This window comes from Kordia sp., from assembly GCF_045105435.1.
Classification (GTDB): Bacteria; Bacteroidota; Bacteroidia; order Flavobacteriales; family Flavobacteriaceae; genus Kordia.
The window spans coordinates 1-4,785 of the sequence record NZ_JBGCDL010000204.1; the positions used below are offsets into that span (position 1 = coordinate 1).

Here is a 4,785-nt window from a genome sequence, read left to right on the forward strand (position 1 = left end):
CAATGTGTTTTCAATTGTTTCACGCGCTTCCAATTCAGATAATTGATATTGTTCTTTCAATCGCTTATAATTGTACAACCTGCCCAAACCATCAAATAACGTGTAGTTGAGGTTTACAGAAGCGTTGTAACGCGAACTTTCAGCACCATTTAAAACCGTTGTATTTCCGTTGGAAAATTCGGCTTCGGTATTATCTAAATTATAAGTTGCACCCGCATTTCCTGTAACCGTTGGCAAATAACCAGAATTTAAAATACTCGTATTATTTTCGGCAACTTTTACCGTATTATTGGCAATTTTAATTCCGTAATTATGCTCCAATGTCAATTGAATGGCATCATCTGGCGTAAGCATTTGTTGCGCATTCATATACATTCCGAAAAAAACTAAAATAGCGGTTATGTAAATTTTATTCTGCATTTGCTTCGTTTTGTGTGTTAAGAACTTGTACAGTTTCTACTGCTACTAATTCTCTTTTTCGTTTTTCTTCTAAAAGATGTGCTTCGTGTTGTTGTTCTCGTACTACACGTTCTACTTCTTCTTTGCTAATATCTCTGTTGTAATACAACCACTTTCCTTTTTGTTTTATGTAATTACTAAACGATAAGAAAATTGGCAATACAATCAATGTTAATACTGTGGCAAAACCAATTCCGTATGCAATAGAAATTGCCATTGGTTTTAAAAATTGTGCTTGCCTACTAACTTCAAAAATTAACGGCGCTAAACCTGCAACAGTTGTAATTGAAGTTAAAAAGATGGCTCTAAAACGTGAGCGACCTGCTTCGTACAAAGCATCATTAAATGACAATCCTTCGCGTAAATTGCTGTTAAATCGTCCAATCAATACGAGTCCGTCGTTGACCATAATTCCAATCAAGGCAATAATTCCCAACATGGAAAGTATGTTTAATGGGAAATCATGAAACCAATGTCCCCAGGCAACGGCTGGCAAACTAAGCGGAATTAGTAATAATAATAATAAGGGCTGACTGTAACTTCTGAAGGTAAATGCAATAACAATATAAATTAAAATCAATACTGTAAGTCCTACAGGTCCTAACGAATCCATTAACTTGTTACGTTCTCTATTTTGTCCTTCGTATGATGGTGTTACGGTTGGATATTTGGATAAAATCTCAGGCATAATTTCATCTTTAAGTTCAGCCATAATATCGGTTGCACTTGTTTTTTTGGTGTCTTTAATATCTGCGGAAACCTGAATTTCTCTACGACCTTCTAAGTGATTTATGGCAACTTCTCCACGTGCAATACTGTAACTCGCTATTTCTTTTAAAGGAACACGTTGTCCACTTGGCGTGATGATGCGCATATTATCCAAATCATTAATAGAAGAACGATTTGGCTTATCGTACCGAATCCAAACGCGAATTTCGTCCTGTCCGCGCTGAAAACGTTGTGCTTGCGCGCCAAAAAATGCCGATCGTACTTGTGTCATTACCGTTCGTAAATTTAAACCCAATGCATACGCACTTTCGTTCAGTTTTAAACGGATTTCTTTAATTCCAACAGGATCTGTATCGGTTACATCTTTAAGTAATACGTTATTTTTAAGTATTGTTTTAAGTTCTGTTTTTACAGCTTTTAGTTCGGCAATATTATTCCCTAAAAAGGAAACTGACACGGGAAGTCCACCAAAATTTCCACCGCTTCCGTACACTAAACTTTCAATACCAATAATAGGACCAACGGCATCTTTAATTCGGTTAGATACTAAATCGGAGGTAATTTCATTTGGGCGTTCTTCACCGGGCAACAAATTAACTTCTAAAGAAGCAGTTGCGGCGCCAGGGCCAATTTTACGAATCATATTCTCTACCAAATATTTCTTCGAATCTTCGCCAATATATTCGTCATTAATTGCTTTGGTCACTTCTTTTGCTTTGCCTTCAATAAAAGCAATAATACTGTCGGTTACTTTTTCGTTGGTTCCGTTTGGCATGTTTAGCGTAATAGTTACTCTATCACTGGCAATTCTTGGAAAAAACGCACCTTTAATAATTCCTGCTTGAAAACTTGCTCTGGTCAAAATGACAAAGACAATAAAAAATGAAAACGTTAAGAATTTATTTTTTAAAGAAAATCGTAATGCTGGGCTATATACTTTGTCGCGCAACCAATTCATAATAAACTCACCAAACTTGTTAATGTAGCGTAGTTTTGAAAACAATCTTGGCAACAAGCCTTTTGGTTCGTTATTTTGAACGCGCAATGCTTTAGAATGTGCCAAATGCGCAGGCAAAATAATTAATGCTTCTACTAATGATACCACTAAGGTGAGAATTACCACAACGGAAACTTCTCCAAAAAAGTCACCAATCCGTCCATCTAAAAATAGAAAAATACTAAAGGCTAAAATGGTAGTAACTATGGCAGAAATAATAGCGGGCAATACTTCCATAACACCATCAATAGCAGCTTCTTCTGGCGATTTCCCTTTTTCGTATTGTTGGTAAATGTTTTCAGCAATAACAATTCCATCATCCACCAAAATACCAATTACGATAATCATCCCAAAAAGGGACAATACATTAATGGTAACGTTAAAATATCCTGCAAACATAAACATTCCTAAAAAGGCAACAGGCAAACCAAATGCTACCCAAAATGCCAAACGTGTATTTAGGAATAATGATAAAAATATGAGTACGAGTATCATTCCAATCACTGCGTTTTCAGTCAATAATGCAGTACGTTGAACCAATGTGGTCGATCTGTCATTTACAACATCCAATCGGACATTTTCATATTTTTGATTGAATGCAGTAATGTATTCTTTTGTTTTTTCTGCGGAAGAAATTAAATCTTCAGTATTGGTACTTGTAATGCTTATATTGATGGAAAGATTGCCATTAAAATAATTGGCATTTGGCGTTTCGGAAAACTGATCGCGTACTTGCGCAACATCTTTTAAGCGAATAATTCGTCCGGATGCATCTGATTTTACAACCAAATTAGACAATTCGTCTGCGTAATACGAACGTGCGTTGGCACGAATTAAATATTCTTCGGCACTCGTTTTTATAGTTCCACCAGTAGTAATTAAACTCGCTTGATTAATAGCATTTGACACTTCTGTAAACGACAAATTATACGCGAGTAAACTAGCTTCGTTGATGGCAATTTCAATTTCTTCATCAGGATATCCGTTGATATTAATTTGAGAAATACCATCAATACCGCGCAAATCATTTTCTATTTGACGTCCAATTTGCTTTAACGTTGCTAACGGAATTCCATCACCACTTATGGCAAAAGAAATGGTTTCACGTATGGCTTCTCGTTTGGCAACTACCAAAGGTTCCATTCCTGTGGGAAACGAAGGCACACGATCTACGGCGTTTTTTATTTCCAGCAGCATAAAATCAATGTCTCTTCCTTTTTCAATTTCAACATTAATTACGCCGCTATTTTCATTGGAAGTTGAGGTTACACGTTCTACGCCACTCAATCCTTTAAGATTGTCTTCAATTTTAAGTACAATTCCTTCTTCAATTTCCTGTGGAGATGCTCCAGGATACGTAATATTAATATTTACGTTTTTAGAATCGACTAAAGGGAAAAAAGAAGAATTTAACGTGAGTGCGCCATATATTCCAAATATCACAAATAAGGCAATGACAATATTTACAGCAACGCTGTGCTTTATAAAGTAAGCAATTATTTTTCTCATGACTTACTTGGTTTTTTTAGATGCTGGTTTGGTTGCGGTACTATCTGTTACCTTTTCAGAAGTTAGCGGTTTTACTAACATACCAGCATACGCACCCGGAACCGATTTTGATAAAATAACTGTTCCGTCCGGGATATTTTTAAGTACTGCTTTTGTATCTGAAAAATACACAGGAGTTACTTTTATTACATCTAATATACTGTCTCGTACTATAAAAACTTGATCATTGTCGAGCACTAAATTTCGGTCTACTTCAATTGCGTTTGCTTCTTCTTTTGCATTTAGATTGGCTTCTAAATACATACCTTCTTTTAGTTTTTCGTCTGTTACTTCTATATACGCTGTAATGGTTTGTGTAGTAGCATCAATACTTCCGTTGACACGGGAAACGACACCCGAAAATGTTTCAGTTCCATCAAGATTGTTTAGTACTACTTGTTCGCCAACTTTTAGCAGACTTGCATATTTTTTGCTTAACGCTACTTCCATTTCGTACTCTGAATCGTCAATAAAAGCACCCAATTTTTGTCCATTACGTATTAATGAACCTTCTGTAACTAAGGCTTCTGTTAAAATTCCTGAAAATGGTGCGCTAATCGTATACTTTGACAAACGTTGCTCTAAGTTTTTAACGTTGTAATAATTTGTTACAATGTTTCGTCCTGTAATAAAGTACTTTTCTTTTTCGGTAATCATTTCAGGTAGCGTAGGTGTGGTTTTGTTTAGATCAAAACTACTTAGGTATTTTTGCCATTTTGGGTAAATATCTGGAAAGTCCAATCGTAAATCGGGCATAATAGCTGCAATTGAGTTGTACAAATTACTTTTGGACGATTGTACATTTGCGTAATATTCGGCAGCATCAATACGAATCAATGTTTCTCCGCGACGATATTTTTGTCCAGGTTTAAATAATTTTCTGTTCGCTTTAAAAATTCCTTGCACTTCTGCGTACAATTCTACGCGTCTTTTTGCCACTAAACTTCCGTTAGCAGGAATAATAATAGGAACTGTTGTGTTTTGAACGGTATCTGTATATATCGTTTTAACAACTTTTTTTGGAATAGGTTTCTTTTTCTCTTTACTATTGG

At 35.6% G+C, this 4,785-nt stretch carries 3 protein-coding genes; all 3 read right to left on the minus strand.

The features are described from left to right. A partial coding sequence (locus tag AB8B65_RS10675) for a TolC family protein (protein ID WP_405300969.1) occupies window positions 1–420 on the minus strand: 420 nt, incomplete at its 3' end. Then, the gene (locus tag AB8B65_RS10680) at window positions 410–3,694 is read right to left on the minus strand and encodes an efflux RND transporter permease subunit (RefSeq protein WP_405300970.1); all 3,285 of its coding nucleotides are present in this window, start codon (window positions 3,692–3,694) and stop codon (window positions 410–412) included. The genes AB8B65_RS10675 and AB8B65_RS10680, both read right to left, overlap by 11 nt. 3 nt (window positions 3,695–3,697) lie before the next feature. Then, window positions 3,698–4,785: efflux RND transporter periplasmic adaptor subunit (locus AB8B65_RS10685; RefSeq protein WP_405300971.1), on the minus strand; the 1,088-nt coding region annotated here is incomplete at its 5' end.

Bases quoted from the DNA above. Each gene is read 5' to 3' on its own strand.
- AB8B65_RS10680 (WP_405300970.1), bottom strand. From the start codon at position 3,694: ATGAGAAAAATAATTGCTTACTTTATAAAGCACAGCGTTGCTGTAAAT.